Source organism: Alteromonas marina (assembly GCF_000808575.1).
In the GTDB taxonomy this organism is placed as follows: domain Bacteria; phylum Pseudomonadota; class Gammaproteobacteria; order Enterobacterales; family Alteromonadaceae; genus Alteromonas; species Alteromonas marina_A.
The window spans coordinates 118,554-141,131 of sequence record NZ_JWLW01000023.1 but is presented as its reverse complement, the minus strand read 5'-3'; the positions used below and the strand labels follow the sequence as shown (position 1 = coordinate 141,131).

23 protein-coding genes are annotated in these 22,578 nt (G+C 45.9%); 9 read left to right on the top strand and 14 right to left on the bottom strand.

The genetic code is table 11. From position 1 onward, the window contains the following. Window positions 1-21: 21 nt before the first annotated feature. Window positions 22-1,455, top strand: a complete 1,434-nt coding sequence (locus tag RJ41_RS12895; protein ID WP_039221456.1) for a YdgA family protein — start codon at window positions 22-24, stop codon at window positions 1,453-1,455. Window positions 1,456-1,630: 175 nt separating this feature from the next. On the opposite strand, the gene RJ41_RS12890 is transcribed toward RJ41_RS12895, so the two are convergent. The 4 genes from RJ41_RS12890 to yrfG all read right to left on the bottom strand — a co-directional run bounded on the left by RJ41_RS12890 (window position 1,631) and on the right by yrfG (window position 5,853). Beyond that, entirely contained in the window at window positions 1,631-2,722 is a 1,092-nt protein-coding gene (locus RJ41_RS12890; protein WP_039221902.1) for an MBL fold metallo-hydrolase, read from the bottom strand. A 188-nt stretch (window positions 2,723-2,910) separates the two neighbouring features. Further along, a complete protein-coding gene (locus RJ41_RS12885; RefSeq protein WP_039221454.1) occupies window positions 2,911-4,299 on the bottom strand; it encodes an NAD-dependent succinate-semialdehyde dehydrogenase in 1,389 nt (462 codons plus the stop codon). 281 nt (window positions 4,300-4,580) lie between these two features. Continuing rightward, window positions 4,581-5,126 (bottom strand): inosine/xanthosine triphosphatase, encoded by a 546-nt coding sequence (gene yjjX / locus RJ41_RS12880; RefSeq protein ID WP_014951320.1) that lies wholly within the window; start codon window positions 5,124-5,126, stop codon window positions 4,581-4,583. A 13-nt stretch (window positions 5,127-5,139) separates the two neighbouring features. After that, window positions 5,140-5,853, bottom strand: coding sequence for a GMP/IMP nucleotidase (gene yrfG / locus RJ41_RS12875; RefSeq protein WP_039221452.1), 714 nt, complete (start codon window positions 5,851-5,853; stop codon window positions 5,140-5,142). A 71-nt stretch (window positions 5,854-5,924) separates the two neighbouring features. Between yrfG and nudE the strand changes: the two genes are divergently transcribed. The 3 genes from nudE to RJ41_RS12860 all read left to right on the top strand — a co-directional run bounded on the left by nudE (window position 5,925) and on the right by RJ41_RS12860 (window position 8,049). After that, the gene (gene nudE / locus RJ41_RS12870) at window positions 5,925-6,488 is read left to right on the top strand and encodes an ADP compounds hydrolase NudE (RefSeq protein ID WP_014951322.1); all 564 of its coding nucleotides are present in this window, start codon (window positions 5,925-5,927) and stop codon (window positions 6,486-6,488) included. A gap of 3 nt (window positions 6,489-6,491) precedes the next feature. Continuing rightward, window positions 6,492-7,337 carry a 3'(2'),5'-bisphosphate nucleotidase CysQ gene (gene cysQ, locus RJ41_RS12865; RefSeq protein WP_039221449.1) on the top strand — a complete coding sequence of 282 codons (846 nt, stop codon included), beginning with the start codon at window positions 6,492-6,494 and terminating at the stop codon, window positions 7,335-7,337. Between the two features lie 127 nt (window positions 7,338-7,464). Beyond that, a complete protein-coding gene (locus tag RJ41_RS12860; RefSeq protein WP_039221447.1) occupies window positions 7,465-8,049 on the top strand; it encodes a YceI family protein in 585 nt (194 codons plus the stop codon). 113 nt (window positions 8,050-8,162) lie between these two features. Here the strand turns inward: RJ41_RS12860 and mdoH are convergent, their stop codons facing one another. Next, a complete protein-coding gene (gene mdoH / locus RJ41_RS12855; protein WP_039221445.1) occupies window positions 8,163-10,154 on the bottom strand; it encodes a glucans biosynthesis glucosyltransferase MdoH in 1,992 nt (663 codons plus the stop codon). After that, a complete protein-coding gene (locus RJ41_RS12850; RefSeq protein ID WP_039221443.1) occupies window positions 10,135-11,760 on the bottom strand; it encodes a glucan biosynthesis protein G in 1,626 nt (541 codons plus the stop codon). Before RJ41_RS12850 ends, mdoH begins: the two co-directional genes overlap by 20 nt. Before the next feature lie 783 nt (window positions 11,761-12,543). Here RJ41_RS12850 and RJ41_RS12845 point away from each other — a divergent pair. Beyond that, entirely contained in the window at window positions 12,544-13,098 is a 555-nt protein-coding gene (locus RJ41_RS12845; protein ID WP_014977785.1) for an outer membrane beta-barrel protein, read from the top strand. 76 nt (window positions 13,099-13,174) lie between these two features. Here the strand turns inward: RJ41_RS12845 and RJ41_RS12840 are convergent, their stop codons facing one another. The 4 genes from RJ41_RS12840 to RJ41_RS12825 are packed head-to-tail and all read right to left on the bottom strand — an operon-like array spanning window position 13,175 to window position 16,954. Then, complete coding sequence (locus RJ41_RS12840) at window positions 13,175-13,408, bottom strand: YheU family protein (RefSeq protein ID WP_039221440.1); 234 nt, start codon at window positions 13,406-13,408, stop codon at window positions 13,175-13,177. A gap of 48 nt (window positions 13,409-13,456) precedes the next feature. Beyond that, window positions 13,457-14,491 (bottom strand): hydrolase, encoded by a 1,035-nt coding sequence (locus RJ41_RS12835; protein WP_039221438.1) that lies wholly within the window; start codon window positions 14,489-14,491, stop codon window positions 13,457-13,459. Between the two features lie 20 nt (window positions 14,492-14,511). Next, window positions 14,512-15,021, bottom strand: a complete 510-nt coding sequence (locus RJ41_RS12830) for a TIGR02444 family protein (protein WP_014977787.1) — start codon at window positions 15,019-15,021, stop codon at window positions 14,512-14,514. After that, a complete protein-coding gene (locus RJ41_RS12825) occupies window positions 15,002-16,954 on the bottom strand; it encodes an ATP-binding cassette domain-containing protein (RefSeq protein WP_039221436.1) in 1,953 nt (650 codons plus the stop codon). The genes RJ41_RS12830 and RJ41_RS12825 overlap by 20 nt, the downstream gene beginning before the upstream one ends. A gap of 118 nt (window positions 16,955-17,072) precedes the next feature. On the opposite strand from RJ41_RS12825, the gene RJ41_RS12820 reads away from it, so the two are divergent. After that, on the top strand, window positions 17,073-17,279 hold the full coding sequence (locus RJ41_RS12820) for a YheV family putative zinc ribbon protein (RefSeq protein ID WP_012520152.1): 207 nt from the start codon (window positions 17,073-17,075) through the stop codon (window positions 17,277-17,279). A 178-nt stretch (window positions 17,280-17,457) separates the two neighbouring features. Further along, window positions 17,458-18,570 carry a DUF748 domain-containing protein gene (locus tag RJ41_RS12815; RefSeq protein ID WP_039221432.1) on the top strand — a complete coding sequence of 371 codons (1,113 nt, stop codon included), beginning with the start codon at window positions 17,458-17,460 and terminating at the stop codon, window positions 18,568-18,570. Between the two features lie 22 nt (window positions 18,571-18,592). Here RJ41_RS12815 and RJ41_RS19185 read toward each other — a convergent pair whose 3' ends face one another. The 3 genes from RJ41_RS19185 to RJ41_RS12805 all read right to left on the bottom strand — a co-directional run bounded on the left by RJ41_RS19185 (window position 18,593) and on the right by RJ41_RS12805 (window position 20,225). Further along, window positions 18,593-18,751 (bottom strand): hypothetical protein, encoded by a 159-nt coding sequence (locus RJ41_RS19185; protein ID WP_012520154.1) that lies wholly within the window; start codon window positions 18,749-18,751, stop codon window positions 18,593-18,595. 283 nt (window positions 18,752-19,034) lie between these two features. Continuing rightward, complete coding sequence (locus RJ41_RS12810; protein WP_014980717.1) at window positions 19,035-19,283, bottom strand: SlyX family protein; 249 nt, start codon at window positions 19,281-19,283, stop codon at window positions 19,035-19,037. Window positions 19,284-19,292: 9 nt separating this feature from the next. Then, complete coding sequence (locus tag RJ41_RS12805) at window positions 19,293-20,225, bottom strand: WD40 repeat domain-containing protein (RefSeq protein WP_084081884.1); 933 nt, start codon at window positions 20,223-20,225, stop codon at window positions 19,293-19,295. Between the two features lie 197 nt (window positions 20,226-20,422). Between RJ41_RS12805 and fkpA the strand changes: the two genes are divergently transcribed. Next, window positions 20,423-21,208: an FKBP-type peptidyl-prolyl cis-trans isomerase gene (gene fkpA, locus RJ41_RS12800; RefSeq protein WP_039221430.1), complete on the top strand. Its 786-nt coding sequence runs from the start codon at window positions 20,423-20,425 to the stop codon at window positions 21,206-21,208. Window positions 21,209-21,471: 263 nt separating this feature from the next. Here fkpA and RJ41_RS12795 read toward each other — a convergent pair whose 3' ends face one another. Beyond that, the gene (locus RJ41_RS12795) at window positions 21,472-21,741 is read right to left on the bottom strand and encodes a hypothetical protein (protein ID WP_179985024.1); all 270 of its coding nucleotides are present in this window, start codon (window positions 21,739-21,741) and stop codon (window positions 21,472-21,474) included. A 173-nt stretch (window positions 21,742-21,914) separates the two neighbouring features. Between RJ41_RS12795 and greB the strand changes: the two genes are divergently transcribed. After that, entirely contained in the window at window positions 21,915-22,400 is a 486-nt protein-coding gene (gene greB / locus RJ41_RS12790; protein WP_039221428.1) for a transcription elongation factor GreB, read from the top strand. The last annotated feature ends 178 nt before the right edge of the window (window positions 22,401-22,578 follow it).

Genomic DNA, 22,578 nt, shown 5'->3' with positions numbered 1-22,578 from the left:
TTCTAAACAAAGGATTGTACAATGAACAAACCTCTTTTAGCTGGCGCTGGTGTGACTTTAGTTGCACTTGGCGTTGCCCCCTATTTTATTGGTACTAGCGTTCAAGAAAATGTTAACGCTGCAGTAAACGAAATTAACGAACAGGCTGTGTATTCAGCCGAAGTCCTTTCGTACGACAAAGGCTGGTTCTCAACGAAAGCAGAAGTCAAACTGGCTATCGATTTCCAAGCACTTTTGAATGCGCAAAATGTCGACCAATCTGAAATGCCACTAGAAGAAAACCCTAGCATAACTGCTACGCTGGTTGCCCATCACGGCCCTGTTTACTTCGGTGACGGTGTTGGGTTAGGTCGCGTTCACTACACGGTATTTGTTGATGGGGATGAATTAAGAGAATACGTTCAATGGGACGGTCAACAGCCAATATATACCAATGAAGGCGTTGTTGGCCTGCTTGGCAATTTAAGCTACGAAGATGTAATTCCGGCCCTTAGCGCAACCGACGAGGAAGAAGGTTTTACGCTGCTTTTCTCAGGTTATGCCGGTAAAGCTGTTCCTGAGGGCGACCAGACCTTTTATACCTCATCGGGTGAATCACTGAGCATAAATGCCGATGCCGTGTCGATGAAGATGTCTAACCTCTCTATGGATGTGACCTATGATGGCAGCATGATGGAAGCGTTTAAAGGCGAACTCTTTGAATCGAAAGTTAAAGCACTTATCGAAACTATGGAAATTACCGGTCTTGAAGCAGGAGAAACAGTACAGCTAGACAATATTGCGCTAATTACAGACACTGAAATTGATGAAGGCAGCAATACAGCGAATGTTTATGTGGAGTACGCCATTGAAAAGGTGGCAGGGCCGGAGTTAGAGGCGTCTGATATGGTTTTAGGCGTTGCCCTAAAAAACTTAGACGTAGACTTCATTAAGGCTTATCAAGACTTTAGCAACACATCTCTAATGATCCCTTCAGAAGAAGTGCCGGCCAAGATGATGGAATTTATTGAGGCGAATCTGCTTACCCAACTAAAAGCGGAGCCTGAACTTAACATAACGAAGCTTAAAGCAACATTGCCCGAGGGTTCGTTTAATGCACACGCGAACACTAAGCTAGTTGGCATTGATGAGATGCCGGGCACAATGGAAGATGTGGCTTACTGGATAACCCATTTACTGGCTGATGCACAGATAACGGCCGACAAAGCCTTTGCGCAAAGCGTTGCGTCTGGTTACATGATGGGGCAATTAATGGCAACACCCCAAGCACAAAACATGACGGCAGAAGAACTTGAAGCCGCAGTAGAGCAGCAAACACCAATGATATTAAGCACCTTTGCCCAGCAAGGCTTGATAAAAGAAACAGAGACGGGTTACGAGACAAAACTGGAACTTAAAGACGGCAAAGCCAGTGTAAATGGTACGCCTATTCCATTGCCTTTTGCTCCGCAATAGATTGCCGGGAAATCATTCAAAAAACGCCAAATACTGGTAATCCTTAGCCAGAACTAAAAATGCAGAGCCTAACGCTCTGCATTTTTTATTACTTCATCTTTCCCACGTTCAACCCCGCCAACTAAAGCCCCTTGGACTAGACTGACGAGTCTTAGGTTTCTCCTTAAAACGTAACCTAGTTCTCATCAAAAAGCGTGATATTCATCAATTCTTGCGCAGCATAGGCACGCCCCTCAGCCACAACCGTGATAGCCTCCGTAAGCGCATCTAGACCCGGCTCGCTGCGCTTCATAATATGAGATAGCAAAATGCGTTTTGCTTTAGATTTCGCGGCGATATCGATTATTTGTGTCGGTGTCATATGCAGGTTCTTCGCAACGCGCCCCGCGTTATCGTCAATTGCGTTGTGCAGTACTAAAAGGTCAGCGTTTTTAGCGAAGCGAGCAAGGTTTCCCTGTTCATCATTAGTATCACCAGAAAATACCGCTACACATCCGTTAGCCTTAATTTTCCACGCAAGTGTGGGTATAGGCCCGTGATTTACCGACATCGCTTCAACACTAATGCCATTATTCACATCGTATTCAAAAGGTTTCTCTAATGTGGCGTCTGCAACGCTTTTTGCCGATATTGTGTAATCTTCTTGGCCATGAATCGTGTAAGAAGATAGATATTTAAACGCGCTTTCCTCGCCAACTAGCGATGAGACATGAGCATTGGTCGAGGGCATAGCGTCATTACCATCGGGCCCTATTACCCATAAATTTTTCTCGCGATTAGTGAAATACCCACCTTTCACAAAACTCGGCAAATCGGCACTGTGATCAGTATGTAGGTGAGAAAGCAAAATCGCATCAAGCGACTCAAATGACGCACCGGCAGCGCCGAACTGAACACTGCTGCCGCTGCCAGCATCTACCAAAACACGTGCTTTGTTATCTACCCAGACCAAATAGGCGCTCGAGGTTCTTCCGTCATCCAATTCCGGTCCCCCTGAACCTAGCACTTGAACAGACACATTCTGGCAGGCCATAAATGCCTTACTTTCACCGGCACTTCCTTCTGAAATCGACGGTTGAGGTAATGATGGAGACGATGCTTGTGTAAAAGGCCCCGAAGAGGCTGGCGCTATTGCCGAGAACAAGAAAATAGACGTCGTTGAAAGCAGGCTCACCCACGCGGTGCTTAGTTTACCTTGTTTCTTTAAGTGCACCTTTTGCCCTGTGCCCTTGCTTATAAAACTTAATTGCCTGTGTAAGACTTTCATCGCCATCATCCTAAACCGTTCCTTATCTTTTTATACCTTCACATCAAGATAAAAGACCGAACGGTGGCGTAAAAATATTCAGGGAAACTGAGTCGCGTCAAACAGCGTGTTGATAGTAAAACGAGGAAATAAAAAACGGGCACGTCGCATGTGCCCGTTTCAAAACATTGATGAGAAATATCTAGTGATTACTCAGTAGCACTTTCAGCTACCATAATAGTTTTGATATTCACAAATTCGCGCATACCATAACCACCGTGTTCCCGACCATAGCCACTGTCTTTAACACCACCGAAAGGCAGGTTTGGCTGAGCGAGTGAATAGCCATTGATGTTTACCATTCCTGTGTCAAATTCATCTTTCGCCAGTGCAATAGCTTTGTCCGTATCTGTACTAAAAATGCCGCCGCCTAAACCATAGCGTGAGTCGTTTGCGACTTCCATTGCCTGCTTGTCGTCACGAGCGCGGATTAATGACGCAACAGGACCAAATAACTCATCGTCGTAAGCGGGCATGCCAGGCGATACATTTTCAAGCACAGTTACTGGATAGAAGTAACCGTCAGAATCTGGGATTTCCCCACCGAGAGACAGCGTAGCGCCGTTTTCTAGCGACTTTTTCACTTGCTCATGAAGTTCATCGCGCAAGTCTTCTCTCGCCATTGGGCCCAAATCCGTATTTTCGTTTGTGGGGTCGCCAACTTTTAGCTTTTTACACTGCGCCACAAATTTGTCTCGGAACTCTTCATAGACGCTATCCACAATAACAAAGCGTTTAGCCGCCACACAGGTTTCACCGTTATTAATAACCCGTCCTTGGATACACATTTCTACAGCATGGTCGATGTCAGCATCCTCTAACACCAAAAAGGCGTCGTTACTACCAAGCTCCATTACGGTTTTCTTAGACAAGCTTGCAGCTTCCTTCGCGACTTCTTTACCTACTTCGTCACTCCCGGTAAAAGTAACGCCGCGAACGTATTTGTGCTTGATTAAGTCACTTGCCGTGCTGCCATCAATTAGCAGTGACTGGTAAACATTTTTAGGAAAGCCAGCATCTTCGTACATTTGCTGAATGGCTTGCGCCATACCAAACACGTTTTTTGCATGTTTCAGTACCGTGGTGTTACCCGCCATTATGTTTGAGGCGCTGTAACGAATAACTTGGTACAACGGAAAATTCCACGGTTGGATGCCGAGAATAACGCCAATGGGCTGGTACGTAATGATTGCTCGACCACCTTCGAAAATGCGATGTTCGTCTTCCAAAATTGAAGCGCCGTGCTCGGCCGTATATCGGCATATTTCAGCGCATAGCTGCACTTCTTGCTTTCCTTGCGCGGTAACCTTACCCATTTCCCGTGTCATCAGGCTGGCGAGATCGTCAATTCGCTCTTCCATCAGGTTTGCAAGGTTATTAAATAAATCAGCGCGGGTCTCAAATGACGTACGGCGCCAGTTCAAATAGGCTTCTTGTGAACGGGTAACTGCTTGCTCGGCGTCCTCGGCTGACATCAAATGATAATGATCGATCTTTTCACCTGTAGCAGGGTTGTAGGTATTGATTGTCTCACTCATTGTCACTCTCCTTATTCCGTTTGGTCTGAAGGAGGTGCAACTAAAAAGCCAAGGTGTCAAAAAATATTTTTCAACATATTTTCAATAACATAGGCATAACTTAAAGCCTAAGTAATGGAAAGTGTCAGAAAGGGTTCAGAAAAGATTACCTATCGAAGTAAAGATTTCAGGGCGACCGTTGCGATCGCCTTATCATTTTTCCTAAGTCAGGATACCCTTTGCGGCACTCTGTTTGATTAACGGTGTAATGTGCCTTGTTGTACAGCACAAGAGTTTCAACACTAGTCAGTGTATAAGTCGGGGAAATGGAACTTTGCCATAGCAAGCGTTAACGCCACTTCATAAACACTTTGTCGCGAGGCGTGATTAAGAGTAAGCAAACCAATAGCCCCCCCTTTTTGCTTTATGTTTACCGTATCAAAGAGCTTGTCCATAACCGGCCCAAGTTCTTCGCCACGCTGTAGCGCCTGATATACGCTTACAGGAAGAGGCAAGCTTGCACTTCGCGTTACCGACCAGTGACCTTCATGGTATATCGCCACATAGGCAAAAGTAGCGGGGCCATCTTCAAATACATCCACGCCCCCTTCAATTGCCACATACCATGCATCTGTGAGTCCGCCTTGATGATGAGCCAGCATGGCCTTCACACGATTAATGGCACCCAAGCGCGTTTCATCTTCATTCATTGGCTGGTCAGGCACACCGCTTGGTACAGCCATACCCTGAGCGTCAAAATCGTGCTCTAGTGTGTCAGAGAGTGTATTAAGCGCAGCATTAATTTTTACTGGATTCAGCGACCCTACATAAATTGTGTCAGACACCATGTGCTTTCGTCCTTTAAAAACGTCCTTTCGAAACAGTCCCAACAGGGTTCTGCTTAATATCTTCTAGCATTAAACGGTAATCGCGCACCGCTGGAAACTCACTAATATTGCGATTTGGCAAGGTACTATCAGGGTTATCGACAGCAAGTAAGTGTTTAATACCGTATGTCTTTGCCGCATTTAGAATTGGCAGTGAGTCATCGACAAACAAGGTGCGGCTATTATCAAACTGTACTCTCTTTTGTAGTCGCTCCCACAAAAGCTGAGACTCTTTGGTTACGCCGAACTCATGGGTAGAGATGAGGTTGTCGATATGTGCGTCGAGCTGGGTATGCTCTATCTTTAGCGCCAAACTGTTTGGGTGCGCATTGGTCACTAATACCACCTGCCTGCCTGAGTCATGAAGCGCATCAAGGAACGGAATTGTATCGTCACGAAGGGCGAGCAAATGTGCCAGCTCACGCTTCAGCGGCATAAACTCATTTTCTAAGTCCATTTCGAGAGATTCAGCCCAGTAATCTAAGCAATACCATTGAATTTGCCCGAATACTGACTCATATCGCGCAGTCATTTCACGTTGACTCTGCGCCTCTGATACTCCCCTTATTTCCGCCAATCGTTTTGGCAAATGATGTAGCCAGAACTGGTTGTCGTAATGAAGGTCTAACAAGGTACCGTCCATATCTAGCAGTACAGTTTCTATTTCATTCCAGGGCAGAAAGGGCAAGCGATTTTCCTTATAATGAAGTAAGCTAAGAAATTGTATACAAGTATGATAACAAAGTTGTAGCGATAGACATGCCAAAAATTGATCCGAACAAACCGTTACCACAAATTCATTCTCGTGAAATCGTTGCGCAAAGCAAACTCTTTAGGGTAGAGCGCTTAGACCTTGAGTTTTCAAACGGCGCCACCCGTGAATTCGAGCGGATGGCTGGCGGAAACAGGGGCGCGGTAATGATAGTGCCCATGCTTGATGAAAACACCATGGTGTTAATTCGCGAATATGCTGCCGGCACACATTCGTATCAACTAGGCTTTCCAAAAGGTTTAATAGACCCTGGCGAAACTGCCATTGAAGCGGCTAATCGCGAACTACAAGAAGAGGCAGGCTTCGCGGCCAATGATCTTGTGGAGCTTCATAAGGTCAGCATGGCGCCCACTTTCTTTAACGCCAATATGACCATTGTTTTGGCCCGCGACTTGTACCCTAAGCAGCTTGAAGGCGACGAACCTGAGCCTCTTGAGGTGATTCACTGGCCTTTAGATGAAGCAGATGCTTTACTTGCAAGAGAAGACTTTGTTGAAGCCCGCTGCATAGCCGCGCTGTTTTTAGCTCAAAAGTGGTTTAAGGAACAATAAACAATGCCCGATGACGCCCATGCCGACCTACTAGAACTTGCGAAAGAAATTGCCATCGAAGCCGGTGAAGCCGTATTAGACGTATACGATAAAGGGGAGTTTGACGCTTATCAAAAAGACGATGAGTCTCCCGTTACCAGCGCAGATTATTTGGCAAACGATATCATCAACAAGCGCTTACAAGCTGCGACACCTGATATCCCAATCCTCTCAGAGGAAAACAAACACGCAAGTCTAGAAGAGCGAAAGCATTGGCCTCGATACTGGTTAATCGATCCCATCGACGGAACCCAAGAGTTCATCGCCAGAAGCGGTGATTTCGCAGTAAACATTGCGCTAATTGAGAACAATGAGCCGACAATAGGCGTTATCTTTTGGCCGCCAGGGCAGTCGTTATATTATGCCCAGAAAGGCAAAGGCGCGTTTAAGTCATCACCTGATGGCGATCACCCAATAAGCGTACGCAAGCTAGACGACCCTAAAAATAGTGTGGTGATGATTGCAATAAGCCGTCGTCAGTCGAGAGAAAAAGTGCTTAGCAGAATGTGCGCCAAGCGCGTATACCAAACGCTTCCATTGGGAAGCTGTTCCCTGAAAGCCTGCTTTATTGCCGAAGGAAAAGCTGATGTATTTATGCGCATCGGTATTACCGGCGAATGGGACACTGGCGCATCGCAATGCATTGTCTCTGAAGCGGGTGGGAGTATTGCCGCCGCTAACTTCGAACCTCTTACCTACAATCAGCGTCATTCGCTAGAGAACCCAGATTTTGTGGTAATGGGCGATCAAAGGGTGCCATGGCAAGATGTAGTCCAGTATGATGACTTCGTAAACCCACATCAGCACTAGCGCGTAATAATTTACTTAGCGCAGCGTGTTAACCTACGTATAATAGCGTAGTAATGTTGCTGGGCCACATTACTCTGGTAGTGGTTAAATCAAGCCAGATGGAACCAAAAAGTAAAAGGAGTAACCTATGATGACTACACGTATTCGCACGTTGTCTGCAGCATTGCTCGCATGTGGGCTAGCATTTCCCGCCGCAGCCGATTGGTCAATAGACGGCGAAACAAGTGCACTACACTTCTTATCGACGAAGAATGCACAAGTCACCGAAGTACATAAGTTTGATAGCTTTGATGGTACGCTGTCTGACGGTGGCAAACTTAACGTGGCGGTTGACTTATCGTCAGTGAATACAGCCATTGATATTCGCAACAAGCGAATGCAAGAGATGCTGTTCAACGTGGCCAAGTTTGCACAAGCGACATTTGAGGCCAACTTGCCTGAGTCGATGATGAACCTGAAATCGGGCCAAGTTGTTAACGGGAAGGTAGACGGTATTTTGATGTTGCACGGAAAAGCCGTTCCTACGTCATTTGCTGTTAAAGCAAGTAAAGTAAACGACGATACGCTTACCGTATCAACCACGTCACCAACGTTAATTAAAGCAGAGTCTTTTGGACTTGCTGAAGGCGTAGCTGCACTTCAAAAAATTGCAGGGCTTAAGAGCATAACAACAACAGTACCCGTAACGTTTTCAGTTACGTTTACTCAATAAAACATTGTTCTTGCCGCCGTCTATCGATAAAAAGCTAGGTGGCACGTGACTAAACGCAATAAAAAACCGCACACATGTGCGGTTTTTTTGTTTTGATATCTACTTTGAGTCCATTATGCGCTGTTAGGAAGCCTGTGGCGCATAGGCAATGGCTTTTGACTTAGTACTTGCTCTGGCATGCTCTGCCACACGTTATCAGGAAGCGCAGGTACTTCTGCCTTGTGCTGTGAGATAGCAAAATACCCCATTGCAACGCGTAAACACTTAAGTGCTTTACACTCATTCACTTCCTGGTCAATGACAAACACGCCACACTTACGCATGGCTATGCCCAGCTTATCGCTGCTTGTTAAGCGGATAACCGGCGCCGCTAACACCATGCCTACTAATACAGGTAACAACCACATAAATAGCGACGGGGTGAAGTAGAAGGTAGTTACGCCCCACGCTACCGCTAAACAGCTCATAATTTGCGTGTGTTTAATTGCAACTTTCCATGGCACTTTGCGCCCTTCGCGCTCTTGCGCTTCCCATTTAACTGAGTGGCCAACAAAAACGCTAATCACAAAATAACTGTGATAGAACATCATTAACGGCGCAATAAGCACAGCCATAGTTAACTCAATTGCTGCCCCTTTAAGCAAAGACCACGCGCCACCAAATTCGCCGCGACGTTTTATTAAAGCTAAGGTAATACCGAGCAGTTTAGGCAAGAATAGTAACGCCGCCGTACCCCACATGGTTACCATCATCATGTCTTGACGCGCAACCTGCCAACTAGGGAACAGCTGGTATTCAGACACGAAGAACTCTGGCACTGACGTGGCGCGAATTAACGCATCTGCCGTACCTAGCGCCAACATGCAAAATAATATGAGTGAAGAGATGTACGCAAACGCACCAAATAAGAAGTGCAGGCGGTTCGCCATTTTAAGACCTTTAACGTTCAATAGCCCTAAATGCTGTATGTTGCCCTGAACCCAACGGCGATCTCGAATAGCATAGTCAACAATGTTACTTGGTACTTCTTCATAGCTGCCTGTAGTGTCGGTAAGCAAGTAGGCCTGCCAGCCGGCACGGCGCAAAAGCGCAGCCTCAACAAAGTCATGGCTTAGTATTTCGCCTCCAAAAGGCGCGCGCCCTTCAAGGGTAGGTAGCCCGCAATGCTGCATAAACGGTGCAATACGAATAATAGCATTGTGCCCCCAATAGTTCGCACTGTCTGTCTGCCAAAACGATAGTCCTGTTGCCAACATTGGGCTATACAGGTGAGCGGCAAACTGCACAAAACGTCCAAAGAAGCTGTTTTGACGCACCGGCATCGGAATGGTCTGCACTAGCGCCGTATCAGGGTTTTGCTCAATACGACGCGCCAAGTCTTGCATTCGCTCTCCAGTCATTACGCTGTCGGCATCTAATACAATCATCGACTCGTAGTTTGCGCCCCAGCGTTCGCAAAACTCTTTGAGGTTACCCACTTTTCTGTGCAGGTTTTGTTCGCGTCGACGATAAAACACTTGGCTAGAAAACGCACCTAAACGCTTCTTCAAACGGGTAAAGGCACGTAGCTCTGCATCCGCTTTTTCCGTATCACGGGTGTCGCTAAGCATGAAAAAGTCGAATTTCGAACTGTTTTCACTTTCCATCAGCTCGCGAATACAAGCTTCAAACCCTACCATGATACGGCGGGTATCTTCGTTATAAACCGGCATAACCACGGCGTGCTTTTGCGTTAATGGCGCAGTAGCATCAGGCTGAGATTGATTTCTGCGCAAGCTCAGCGGGTCAATGTTAAAAAGCTGCAAAAAGAAACCGATAATGCCCGTCCAAAACGCCATACACAACCAGGCGAATAGGGTTAACCCCAACCCCAACTGTGCGATCTCCAAGTTAGTAAGGCCGTTAGGTAAAAAGATCTCGTATAAACTCCAACCGGCCAATGCCGTACTTGGAATAACTAGCATTGCCATGATAAACAAACGCATATGCTCTCCTTTTAAGATGAAGTGTGAAGCACGTGCAGTGCTATCACTTTTAACCTGAGGCACGGCTTTAGCCCCGTTCGATACCGATTTATTCGTGTGATTATTTTGGCTGGTAGACATAATTCCAAACCTCACTCACACGCTTACCGTCTTTCTCAATGTAAGCGCGCATATCTACCGTTTGCTTTTCTTTTGGCTTTAGGAAGAAAGTGGCACGCCACTCTTGTCCGTCAGCAACGGGATAAAGGCGCTGCTGAGAAATCGTGCCGTTAGTACCCTGTACCACCAACTTCATCGACTCACTATCAAAAGCAACGGCGGAAGGCGCGCTAAAATCTACGCTGAACTGTCGTGTCGTATTCAGACTGTCGTTTTTAAACTCGTCACCCGGCAATACAGCCTTGCCTTGGCGGGTACGTACTACTGAGGCCAGTTCACTGACAAACGGATTTTGTTCTACGGTTTTAAGCTCGTAAGCGAAATACAGTGATTCGCCCGAATTGAATGGTTTTTCAGGCGTCCAAAATGCCACGATATTGTCGTGAATTTCGGATTTAGTCGGAATTTCGACGACTTCTAACCGGCCTTTCTCAAAACCTACTTCTGGCGTCACCCATAGCCCTGGGCGTATATGGTAATTGGCCTCTGCGTCGAGGTAATTATCCCATTCGCCGTCGCGCTGAAGCATGCCGAACCCTTTAGGGTTTGCATCGCTAAGTGACGTGACTTGAAGGCGTGCAGGGTTAGTCAGCGGACGCCAAATTTCTTCACCAGCGTGAGTTACCATGAGTACACCGTCACTATCATGCACCTCTGGTCGATAGTCGTCATGGCGCTTTTCTGTGTTCTCGCCATACAAGAACATACTGGTAAACGGTGCAATGCCTAGCTTGCTCACGTCATCTCTGGCAAATAACCAACTCTCTACCTTAACGCTGGTATCAATATCAGGCTGTATAACAAACTTATAAGCCCCAGCCACCGAAGGGCTTTCTAGACGGGCATAAATAGTAATTGGTTTGCCTTCACTCGGCTCTATGATCCAAAACTCTGTGAAGTGAGGAAACTCTTCACCTTTTGCTAAAGCGGTATCAATTGCCAAACCTCGAGCAGAAATACCATAAACTTGATTTTTACCTACCAAACGAAAATATGAAGCGCCAAGGAATACAGCAAATTCATCTTTATACTCTTCGTTCTTGATAGGATAGTGAACGCGAAATCCAGCGAACCCTGACTTTTCGTCCGTTAGCCCAGCTAACCCCGACGCAGACCCGTCGTAGTTGAACATGTCACTGTTAAACGCTAGGCGTTCAGGCTTATTGCTTTCACCAATAGTGTGGATAGTAACGGGGTACTCATATAAAAACCCCGGATGAAAAAACTGCAGCTCGTAGTCATTTTCTCCGTGCCAAAGGCTCTGCTCTGGCTTAAAGCGAATTGAGCGATATGTGGTGTAGTCAATTTCTTTAAGCTTACTGTTTAATCCGTGATCGTCCTGCTCGTAGCTCTCTGTCGCTGACTTGCGAGCAGCGTCAATAATAGATTGAAGAACGGGGGATGCTTTTTGAGGCTGATTACTATCGTTCACCTCTACAGCAGCGGCTTGTTGAAACGCAAATAATGCGATGACACTGCTCATCGCTAAAAGAAGGTGTGAAAGCTTATTGCGCTGACGCACATCCGTTTGTAAATCTTTACCGAAAATTGAAACTGGCTTAGCCATTTGTCCTCTCCTTATGAAAACAATGGTTATCCAGATGGTCATCACACCCTTTTACTGCCTTGCTACATATTACTGTTAACAGTGAGTCTGTTACTTAAGATGCAAATCTAAAAAAAGGGGCTGATTGAAACCATGCGAGAAAGGCGCTCTATTCCTTTCTGTGTTCACTGGCATCGCGGATATCGCGAGAGCCGAATTCCTTGCCTAATGGCTTGAGTGAACATTGGATAACTCATAATGACTTGAGCAAAAGCTGTTCCAACACGAAATAGTCGCCGTTATTTTTTATATTTTTTATAATTTACAATACTTTACAAACACACACATTGTGGATTAGTGGAGAACACTGGCTTGTAAAAATGTCCGATGAGTTAGACAAAAGGATAACTGTTGTTTTTTAGAGACAGTTTTGTGTGCCAACGTTTTACTAGGAATACATCAAACTTTGATTTTGAACATTTCAAATGTGTAGCCTCTAAAAAGCCAGACGTATTTTATCTATAAATATTAGCAACATAGATAAATTAAGACATATCAAAATAGTGATTTAGTACGAAGTTGGCAAACGCTTTGCTATTCATCATGTAGATAAATAAATCGGACACTATTTCTTAACGGAAATAATAAAGATGGCATGAAGGCGAGTACGGCTTTGTGTTCATCAACCAAGTAGCCTTTTGTAGCGCGCTATAAACGTGCCGCCTTACAACAATTTTTGCAGGAAGTCTGAAATGGACGGAAGCAACGTAAGGGGGGTTACTGAACATACTAAGGAGTTATCACATGCGTAAATCATTCACACTTATTGCAGCAGCACTAACTGCGGCAACACTTCCTCTTACAGCTATGGCCGACAAGCCTGACTGGCGTTACGTAGAAGGTGGTTACACCAAAATGGACTTTGACGACAATGAATCTTTTGAACCAGACGGTTTAACCGTTAACGGTAAATACCTATTGAACAGCAACTGGTACCTGAACGGCGAGTATAGCTTCTTTGAAGAGGGCAACTTTGACTTTGATATGCTGACACTAGGTGCGGGTTACCGTTTACCTGTTAACGCGACAACAGACGCGTATTTTGGTGCCAACTTAGAGCGTATCGACGGTGACGTAAACGACGAAACAGGTTACAGCATTAATGCTGGCCTTCGCTCGATGATCACAGAGCAGGTAGAGTTGGCGGGTGAAGTTGGCTACTACGATGTAGACGATGGTGAAGCGACATTTAGAGTAGGCGCTAACTATTACATCACGCCACAATGGGCTGTGGGTGCAAACTACAGAATCATTGATGATTTAGACATTATGCAGGTAACTGCACGTTACGCGTTTTAAGCCTTCCTCTCCTCAGGTAGGTAGCCGGGTTGCTCGACCCGGCTTTTTTTGTGTCTATTAATCTGTCGCTTCGCCTTTATTCCATGGCTTCGCTGGGCTCAATATCTTCTTTTCTTTTGATATCTACACTTTCATGAAGCTCTGAATAGACCAGCACCGCCTCACCCGATTTGAGTCTGTTTAACACTTGCTGCACTTTCACATCTAGCGCAACTTCTTCAGCGCCGTAGTCCGTGCCCTCTCGCAGAACAAAAGACTCAGCCAGGCTATAAAGCGTATCGGCTTCTAGCGCGTCAATGGGGATTATCATTCACACTCCTGATAAAAAGCGTTTGGGTAAATTATTAGGACATCAACATTAGCGACTGACATAACGGCACGTAGTATTTACAGGTAAGGCTTCACTTACAAAACGCTTCACCCGTTCGTGCAGCCATACTTTAGGATTTAATATAGAACCCTGCATGAACCCAACGTGACCGCCTCGTTCACTTAGCTCCACGGTAACGTTGCGCGCAAGCTCTTCTTCCTTAGGCACAATTAAGTGATTCATAAAGGGGTCATCAATACTATGCAATACCAGTGTAGGGCAGTGGATCGCGCTTAAAAAGTGATACGCACTACACTTTTCATAGTAGTCTTGAGCGTCAGCAAAGCCGTGAAGCGGCGCTGTGATCTTTTCGTCGAATTGAGTAAAGCTGGTGATCTCTTCCACATCACTTTTTGTTAGCTGTATAAGCTTGCGATAATCGATGTACTCCATTTTCTTACGCAGCGTATCTTTCATGCTAGTAAGTAAATACTTTTGATATACGCGAGAAAAACCCTGGTTAATTGATTTAGCGCATTCAGAAAGTTTAAGAGGTGAAGAAATGGCAATTGCTGCCTTAAGCCACTTTTGCGCAGGGTTTTCGCCCAACAGTTTCAATAGCATGTTGCCGCCAAGGGAAAAGCCGATGGCCACTTTAGGTATTCTTGGAAATTTATCGTGAAGCCACTCTAAGAAAAAGCTGGGGTCTTCTGTTTCTCCACTGTGATACGCCCGCGCTTTTAAGTTTGGCACGCCGCTACAGCCGCGATAGTGCATCATCACCACCTGCCAACCGTTTACTGACAGTTGCGCCATCATATCGTTCGCGTAATGCGACTTAATGCTGCCTTCTAAACCGTGAAACATCACCACGATACCCGATGTTTCCTGCGGTTTTGGCCCCCACGCCACATCGACGAAGTCGTCATCGGGTAATGTGAGACGCTCCATGTCGTAAGACAAAGGCAACCGCTTTTGAATAAAACGCGGCCATATGGTTTGCACATGACGGTTCTTCGCCCACCCTGGCACCTTAAAGCTGCTTTTTATTATCTTTCCGTGCGATAGCGCTGATTTACTCATTTTATTTTCTTATTGTGTTTTTACGATAGTTGGTTAACCACTAGGCTCACTAGTTGGCGCGCCTCGTTGTTGTCTCGCAGTCCGTATGCATTTATAAACGCTGCGATAGACGCGTTAAATACGTTAGACGATACAGATTGCCCCTGACCCAGATGCGTGACTGGCTGCTCATTGAACGACGCAACAATATCGTGCTGCTGCTGTCTTTCAAGCTCTAGCTCTTGTGCTTTGAGTGCGTCATATTCTGCTTGGTCTCCGCCTTTTTCAGGGCTCGCAGCCTTTCGCCTTGCACGGTGATACTGTAACTTTTCTTCGGTCGCACTTGATGCCGCAATCACTGCCTTAAGCTGTGGCAAATTAATGATGACATTATTCTCTAAACACCAGCAAATCAGCAAGAGAACGTTTACATTAACCTTGTGGTTGTCTTGCAGTAAAAGCGCAAGGGGAGCCATATCACCTTTGGTATAGCGAGAAACGCTATACTCCCAAAACGCGCGGTTTTCGATATTAGGCGTTGGCATTGTCATACTCTTCTCGCTTTAGCTCAATTTGCTCTTGGGCATCTAGCCATGCCATCTCTTCTTCTTCAAGCTGTTGCTTAAGCTGAGTTTGTTTGTCGAGTAAGCCCATAAGCTGCGCTTTTTTGTCTTCGCTGTAAAGCGAAGTATCGGCAAGTGACGCCTCCACCTCAGCCAAAGCAGCACCACATTTCTCCATGGCTTTTTCGTGTTTTTCAATGGCTTTTTTAAGTGGCGCAACCCTTTGCCTAAACTCGGCTTCACGGCGTTTTTCTTCTTTACGATCTAATTTGCGTTCCGGCTTACTCTGCGCGCCAGTCTCTTGTAGCTCTTCGTTTTTGGCGTCGCTGTTGGCCTTGGCTTTTTCCGCTGCCTGCTGCTTTAAAATCCAGTCGCGATAGTCGTCCAAGTCGCCTTTAAATGGTTCAACTTCGCCACTGTCTACCAAATAGAAATCCTCACATACCGAGGAGAGTAAGAAGCGGTCGTGCGAGACCAGTACCATGGCGCCTTCAAAACCTTGAAGCGCGATATTTAGCGCATGGCGCATTTCCAAATCTAAGTGGTTGGTAGGCTCATCCAGCAGCAATAAGTTAGGCTTCTGATAAACAATTAACGCCAATACTAAGCGCGCCTTTTCACCGCCCGACATAGGTGCCACGGGCGCTAACGCTTCATCGCCATTAAATCCAAATCCGCCCAGATAGTCGCGAAGTTGCTGCTCGGTGGCTTTTTCGTCAATGCGCTGCAAATGAAGAAGCGGAGTAGCGTTAGCATCTAATGTTTCTAACTGATGCTGAGCAAAGTAACCAATCTTTAAGCCTTTTGCGGTATTAAAGATACCTTGTTTTGGCGCATGCACACCCGCCAATAGTTTGATTAGCGTAGACTTACCCTGCCCGTTTCGACCTAGAAGACCTATTCTGCTGCCAGGTACTAAATTGAGTTTCACCTGTTGCAGCACAATATGGTCGTCGTAACCCAGCTGTATCTTTTCCATTTGCACAAGCGGGTTTGGCAGTGCCGACGGCGGCGCAAAAGAAAAGCTAAATGGGCTTGCCATATGGGCTGGCAACAAGGTTTCCATTTTCTCCAACTGCTTAATACGACTTTGCGCTTGCTTTGCTTTACTCGCTTTAGCTTTAAACCGGGTAATAAACGAATTGAGATGCGCTACTTTTTGCTGCTGCTTTTCATATTCAATGTTTTGCAAGCGAATACGTTCAGCGCGCTGGGTTTCGTAAGACGAGTAGTTACCGGTGTAGGTGATAAGCTTCTGTTGTTCAACACTGATAATTTGCGCAACCGTGTTGTCGATAAAGGCTTTATCGTGCGAAATCAGCAACAGCGTTCCCGCATAGCGTTGAAGCCATTTCTCTAGCCAAATGACGGCGTCTAAGTCTAAGTGGTTAGTAGGTTCATCAAGTAGCAGTAAGTCTGAAGGACAAAGCAGCGCTTGAGCTAGGTTTAGGCGCATACGCCAGCCGCCTGAAAAATCGCTAACTGGTGCGCTTAACTGCACATTGGTAAACCCCAGACCCGACAGAATGGTCGCTGCGCGAGCTTCCACGTCGTACGCTCCCGCTTGCTCGAGCTGCCCGTGAATTTGGCCAATCTCTACACCGTCGCCGCTTTTTTCAGCGGCTGCTAATTGCGCCTGTAGATTACGTAAATGTTTGTCACCGTCCACCACATAGTCTATCGCGGTCCGGTCAGTTGCTGGCGTTTCCTGTGCCACGCTTACAATTCGCCAGTCACTCGGTACGCTGCAGTCGCCAGCATCAACACTTAACTCACTTCTCAGCAGTGCAAAAAGCGTGGACTTTCCGCAGCCGTTGCTGCCAATCAGCGCTACTTTGTGGCCTGGAAAAACCTGCGCCGACGCCTCTTCTAGCAACATTTTTCGACCGCGAAGTAGCGATACATTTGAAAGCTTTATCATGAGTAACCTGTGATGGAACAAACTAGGGCGCGTATAATATCAAAAACTTAAGGTAAAAGCTGATCAACACTTACCATTTCAAGGTATAATAATCGCGAAATTCTTCAAAGGTGTATGTATGTCAAAACGTGTAAAACGCCGCTTTGTTGCAGGGGCTACGTGCCCAAAATGCCAAGAGCTAGATACGATTTCGTTATATTTTGAAAATAACGTAGAAAAGTTGGAGTGCGTTGCGTGTGGATACAATGAAGCGCAAACCGATGAAAAGGTGAGTGCCGCCACACGCTCAAACGAAAATGTGATTGGCATCTTTAAACCCCACTAACATTCCTACCCACGTCTCAGTAAATCTTACCGTTAAGCCTGTGTAACACCTTACAACGCTGTGCTCAGGCTTTTTGCAAACGTCTCTTCATGCCACGCCAACGCTGGGTATCCTCGTTACCTAACGAAAGAGGTTGCTCAGGCATAATTTTTGTATTTCCTTCGCAAAGGAGTGAAATATGAAACATGCTAAAAAACGTGCCTGCTATGTCCTTATAGCCTTGTTGCTTACGCTTATTGCCATAAGACTTTACTTGCCTTACGCCGCAGCGTCATACATCAACACGACGCTGAGTCAGTCAAAAGAGTATAACGGCCGCGTGGGCGATGTAGATTTAATGCTATGGCGTGGCGCATATAGTTTAGAACATGTTTTGCTTTATAAGGCGAACGGGCAAGTAGATAGGCCGCTATTTAAAGCTGACTATGTGGAGTTTACGCTTTCATGGTCACAGCTTTTCAAAGGTGCAGCGGTAGGAAAAGTCATTGTTAATTCCCCCGAGATTAATTTTGTAGACGGCAACACGGAGGAGAGAAGCCAGTCTGGTAAGGATGAAAACTGGTTATCTATCGCCGACCAACTCTTCCCGTTACGCATCGATAAGCTAACTATTAACCAAGGAAAAGTCGCTTTCCACAACCCCGAGACTTCTCCGGCTATCGACATTGCGCTTCATGATATTCAGCTTGAAGTGAATAACTTGGTGAATAGCGATAACTTGTCAGACTCACGTGTAGCAACGGCCAAAGCGCAAGGACAAACGGCACAGCAGGGCACGATATCCTTAAACGCTAAACTCAACCCCGCAACAACAGCCCCCACATTTGACGTTGATATTCAAGCTGACAACGTTGGACTAGTGAACTTTAAGAACCTGCTTGATACCTACGCACCGTTTGATCTGGAAGCCGGTACCCTCACGCTTGCGGCTGAAGTGGCGTCTAATGAAGGGAAAATAAAAGGCTATATCAAACCCATTTTGCATAATGTGGAGGTATTTTCTTGGAAGGGTGACATTGAACGTGACGGCGATGGTTTTATTGAAGGCAGTATCGAAGCCATTTCCGCGTTTGTCACCGAACTGTTTGAAAACCAAAGCGAAGACCAAATTGCCACACGCATTCCTGTTGAAGGCGATTTATCAAGCCCTGACACCCAAACATGGGAGGCATTTACTGCGATTTTAAAAAATGCATTTATCGAAGCTTTTAACGGCGATGTGGAGAAAAGTATAGAGTTGGATAGACTCGAGCTGGATAAGTTGGAAGCGCCGGAAGGCTCTGAAAATTAAGAGCCCTCGCCGCTGAGCGCGCTTAAATAGTACAGCTATCGCCACAGTCGTTGGCGCCGTCGCGCATACCTTCAATCTCTTGACTCTCTTGCTTGTCTTTTTCAGCCTGTTTCTCTGCTACTGACTGCTCAACAGAGTCAAAATCGATGCTATCAAACGCATCCATATCAAAATCGCTCATAACTCACTCTCTTAAATAGTAAAAAAGGCTTCTTTTTGCTGAAGCCTTTGTATCGGGGCGCAAGTGTAATTCAAATGTATATTCTGGCTAAATGAAGACTTCGCCTAACTCATAACAAGATGAACTAGCGTGATGTTTTTTTAACACTACTGCACATCAACGAAGTTCCTTTGATGTCTTCACAGGCCTCTCCCCACGATGAGCGCCCCGCAATATGTGTCATCGCCAATGGACGTGATCCAAATGAATACCGCGCTGCAATTACTAGTGCGCTTCAACTGTTCTAGTAATGCGGGGGCGGGGTTTCTTCTGACTGCTTAGCAATATTAGACGGCTCGATAGACTTCACGCGGTCAACGACATGGCGTACTTTAAAGGCTAAATCGTCAAGCTGCTTTTGTTGCGAAGACAGCGCATCGTTTAGCGCCTCAATGGTGTGCTCCTGAAACGCAACTTTAGTTTGAAGCTCTTCGATATAGCTATTCGCGCTATCTATTTGCTGTTGTAAATGCTCAGCGCTCTTATCTGTCATGTAAATTCTCTATCTCTCTCGTTGCCATTCTTCGGCAAGGCCACTACTGCTTATGGACAATATATTATCATTGGGGAGGAAGGCGACGCCATATACAACAGCGGTAGGCGGTGAAATTGACTCTCTTGAAGCAACCTGTATGGATTGCACTTGTTCGCCCGTTTTCAAATCCCATAGGTAAACTTTTCGAGCCGGAGAACCCGTTAGTAAAAACTGGCCGTCTTTGGAAAACTCAACGTCTGTGAAGATTTTCTGACGCGCTGCATATTTGAGGGATGCCACAGGCTGCCCGGTTTGCACATTCCACACTTGCGACTTGCTCTGGCTGTCCGCAGTAAAAGCAAAGCGGCCTTCATCATCAAGCGCTACTTTTGTTACTCGCGTGGGGTGGGTGAATGTATGAATTATTTGCCCAGTGTCAGTGCTCCATAAATACGCTATGTAATCGTTGCCCCCCGTCAATGCGAACTTACCGTTAGGGGAAATATCAATGGAGTTAACCTTTTCTTGATGCCCTAAAAACTCTAGTCGACGCGAAGTACGAGGTTCAAAGTACATAACTTTGCCATTTGAGCGCGCCACCAATATGCCGTTACCATTATTGGTAACCACCACATCTCTAATTGATGACTCGTCAATGCGCCAAAAACCTTCAGGCTCGCCGGTCTCCAGACTCCATAAGGCAAACGCCTCGCGGTCAGCGGTCACAACATAGCTTTTGTCGGCGCTAATGTGCACTGACATAACGAGGTTATCGCCTTCACCTTGGTGGCTCCAGTGATAAAGGGGCTCACTTTGTCCCATTCGCCATACATTTACCCCATTATTCACACCAGACACCACCGCTAGTGTGCCGTCGGTAGAAATATCTGCCGCGTATGCACCTTCTTCTACATGACGCCACTGCTGTATTGGCGTAGTATCAGGGACAGAACATCCCACGGAATTGCCAATAAGTACGATGAGTAACACTATTCTTTGGAACATTTGAGGCCTAAACATAATCAAATGGGTTTCGCTTTGTTAACGCTAGGTTTAACATAGCATGGATCACGCATCTTTAACTATCGTGCACACTGCCTTAGATGCAGCAGTATAGACATAGACGCATGATGATAATAATTAATGGAGACGTTTTTATGCAGAAGTCGCTCGTTGCCTTATCTACTATCGCTGCGCTAGGCCTTTTCGCTTGCCAGCCAAACACATCTGATGAGGCCGCTTCTACAAGCGCTGATAGTGCAAAAACAACTTCTGTTTCAGCAGAAGAAATGACAGATACGCAAAAGCAAGCTTACGCCATGGGCGCAAGCATGGGCTTGTTTGTTAGCAACCGTGCCGAACAACAAGAGCAGCTTGGTTTAACCCTAGACCAAGATGCGCTACAACAAGGCTTTAAAGACGGTCTAAACGACACACTTAAGTTTACGCCAGAGCAAATTCAGCAAATCGCTCAACAAGGCGAAGAAGTACTTCGCGCTAAGCAGCAAGAAATGGCTGAACAAGCTGCAGAGAAAAACATTGAAGCAGGTCTTGCTTACCTAGAAGAAAATGGTAAGAAAGAAGGAGTGACGACAACAGAGTCTGGTCTTCAGTACGAAGTACTTGAAGAAGGCGAAGGCGCAAGCCCAGAAGCGACAGACATGGTTAAAGTTCACTACCGAGGCACCTTGTTAGATGGCACAGAGTTCGACTCATCTTACAAGCGTGGCGAGCCAGCTGAATTTCCACTTAATCGCGTAATCGCGGGTTGGACGGAAGGCGTACAGCTGATGAAAGAAGGCGCGAAATACCGCTTCCACATTCCATCTGAGCTTGCATACGGCGCGCGCTCAACAGGTGCTATCACGCCTAACTCAACGCTTATTTTTGACGTTGAGCTACTAGAAGTGGTTAAGCCTGAAGCCGAAGCGCCAGCTGAATAAGCTAGAGCTTTAGAAAAGAGAAAGCCGACGCTATGCGTCGGCTTTTTTGTTTTAGTGAGTCAGCGTGATCCTTGCTTACCTTTTCCCTACGAGCTAGTGGATTTTCACCACGCGCGTACCCAGATAGTAAAATGGGTTATTCAATATGCTTGGTGCCTCGAATTACACTTTAAGTTTAGCCTAAAATTTAGATATTTCACGGCAATAACAAAGGTTTTTAGGAACAATTAAACCTTAAAAATTGGGGCTTAAAACTAAAGGTTTTAACGGTTAGGTGCGCGTCGTCTTTCCGTATGGACTTTAAACGTCGCAAAGTGATTAAGCAGTGAGTGCCCCACTTTATACATGGCACACGCTAAGATAAGGTATATCACAGTTCGTACACTATTTAAGCGGACAACTATATCAAGTAAGGCATACAACAATAACAGCGCGCCGCTTAAAAACAGCATAAAACCTATGATAGTGCCGCTGGTTTGAAGCGGATCGCTCCCCGACCTTCGACGGTTCAACACAGGCATTCTATTACGCATTCATTTCCCCTAATGGTTTGGTTATTATTTATACTATGACACTAAGCAAAAGGTTTATGTTCAATAATTATTCAATCTGTCTCTTTTGTCACTTTTTGACTAACAGAAAGATTGCGTTTTGCCTTATTACCCACATAAAGTAAGGTAATTATCTGGATAATTTATAGGACATTGTGAAAACACCGCTTATCACTCGAAAGGGCTACTTAAAGCTTAAACAAGAACTGGATTTCTTGTGGCGTGAAGAACGACCTGAAATTACTCGCAAGGTAACTTGGGCAGCGAGCCTAGGCGATAGAAGCGAGAACGCCGACTACCAGTACAATAAGAAGAAGCTTCGGGAAATTGATCGCCGTGTACGCTACCTTCGCAAGTGCTTGGAAAATCTGAAGGTTGTGGACTACGATCCACAGCAAGAGGGAAAAGTCTTCTTTGGTGCCTGGGTTGAAATTGAAAACGAAGCGGGCAAGGTGATGGAACTTAGGCTCGTGGGCTACGACGAAATTTTCGGCCGAAAGGATTACATTTCTATCGACTCTCCGATGGCCCGAGCACTGCTTGGCAAAGAAGAAGACGATGAGTTTGTTGTAAAAACCGAGACGGGCACGAAAGAATGGTGGATAAACCGTATTTGGTACGACGCAACGGACAAACTGTGACTACTAATATGCCTCATTTAATCACCCTTTTGTAACACAATGATCAGACGACTTACCCTACACCGCGGTGATATACTCACCGCTCCTGTTTTCACTACCGACGCTGTGTATATAAGCCTTTCACACACCGTTTATTCGCCATTGCCTGACGCGAATTATTAGTATCTTAGAGCGACTT